This window comes from Aquabacterium sp. (assembly GCF_030652515.1).
Classification (GTDB): Bacteria; Pseudomonadota; Gammaproteobacteria; order Burkholderiales; family Burkholderiaceae_C; genus Aquabacterium.
On sequence record NZ_JAUSAR010000058.1, the window covers coordinates 1 to 2,205 of the forward strand.

Genomic DNA, 2,205 nt, shown 5'->3' on the forward strand with positions numbered 1-2,205 from the left:
GCTGGTATTGGCTCTCCTTCTTCCTATCGTGTTATTCGCACTTTTTCTCCTGTTCGCCGTTCTTTTGCTGATTGGAATGCAGTTTCACCTGCATCAATCGTTTTTTTTTAACAAATTCGTTTGTAATATAGTGTGTTCCAAATAAATTAGCAGCAGCTAATGATATACAAAATAGCGATAATATAAAAACACGCAAAAACAGGGACTATAGTTACAAGCAGCAGGATATATATTACAAAGAAACACAACAAAAGGCGAGTGCAAATTAAACTCGTTCGTACAGTATACAATACAAGAGCACAATATGAATTTTCAGACGACAATTTAATCTGATCCAGAATCAGAATCAGTGGATGCAACATCGTCATAGAGTTGCATAGCAGGGCGTAAAGAAGAAGAGGCAGTAGAAGGGAGAATGTTGTGTAAAAACATATGAGCATATTGTTTGTTGTGAGTAGCATCATGTTTGGCCATGAGACGTAAACCAGCTTTGACACATTTTGCATTTCCTCTAGCAAGAGCAACAGTGATACAATTAAACATGTGTGATTTCCATGTTGGATTGTATTCTGCTTCCAAGGTGTAATCGATACCATTGGTAAAATTGAAAGTATGATAGCCAACCGTTCCGCGTGTTGTTAGTACAACAGGATCAAATTCCATTTTATTATCACAGGACAGACTAGCATATTTTACAATTTTACGATTTTCGGCATCGTCTACAGCACGTAATTGCTTCACTGTTATATTTTTAGTACGTTGTTCATTCATAAAATCAGTGTTAGCAATTTGTTTAGTGCATTCAGATACGACCTTGTTACCATACTTACGTATGTTGGATGGATTAGTAGCATTGATAACAGTAACATCAATTAATACAGCAGTTGGATCTTTATATACAGCAATATCAGGTCGAACATTTTCAGCTTGCATGATGTTATCGTGTAATAATGTAGTTGGTTCAATTTGAGTTTGGATTTTTAATATTTCCATATTCTTGGCTATTGTTTGTTTAATTAAATCATGTCTATGAATGATATGTTCATTTAGACGTGAAACACAAGAAAGGAAATGATTTGGATCCTCTTCAAAAGATGAACCACACATACAAGTGCGGCCTTGGAGACCTTTATGAAATTGTACACCCAAATGATTTTGTATACATACTTCAATCTCATTGTTAAATAATTGATACACAGGATTGCTACAATCAAGTGTAATCCAACGACGACTATGATTCTCACACACATCCATATATGCAGCATAGTCGAATGACAGATGTTCATTACTTTTTAATTGTTGTATCAAAATACGTTCATTTTCAATATCAACTAACTGCGTTAATGTATGTTGTAAAGAAGTAGTAATGGTTTTTATATTATCGCTATTTTGTATATCGTTGGCTTTTGCTAATTTACTGCACACTTGCATGTGTTGTTCGTCAGCAAACAGAGTGACATCCAGTAAGTCTACATGCATAGCATGCAACTTTTCAATAGTGACTCCCATTGGCAACAATTCATTACGTAGAAGTTCGTTTAACTGTGTTTTGATATACTTGACAGGAGCAGATGATAATGTTTTATCATGAACATCATGTGGGAACATATTAGAGATATCATTTAATATATCATACATATTGGCAAAATATGAACAAGGTGAAATCTGTATGTTTCTACGTAGACCAAAACCACCTTTGGAAATTTTGAGATTTATCTGTTCACGTTTGTGATATGGTAACATATCATAATCAATATTACCAATATTACAGAACACACGTATGATTTCAATATCAAAATCAGTTGCAGCTTGACGTAATAAACCTGGTTCAATTGTTTGTGACAGATATCCTAATGTTGGTACGACATCTTTGATTAACAGCTGTAATGCATACTGTTTGTTCATACGACGATGTGATAATAATGACAGGAAACGAGATTGCTCTTGTAATTTATCTTTCACAAAATTGACAATACATTTATTATCATTAGCAATCATACTACCTAATATTTGTATACTATCCTTGCAGAATTGTATACCGATATTTTGACACTGTTGTTGCAGAGCATGAGAATCTGATGTATTAATAGCAGGTGGTGCAAGCAATTTACATTTGCTAAGAACTAAACGTAATTTAATGTTTTCTAGTTCTTGTTTAATTTATACATTTGCAATGCTTGCAATGCATGTTCACTTTCACCAACA

1 protein-coding gene is annotated in these 2,205 nt (G+C 33.8%); it reads right to left on the reverse strand.

The features are described 5' to 3' along the window. Positions 1 to 324: 324 nt before the first annotated feature. Positions 325 to 2,106, reverse strand: coding sequence for a hypothetical protein (locus Q7V20_RS07030; protein WP_304788589.1), 1,782 nt, complete (start codon positions 2,104 to 2,106; stop codon positions 325 to 327). Positions 2,107 to 2,205 lie beyond the last annotated feature (99 nt).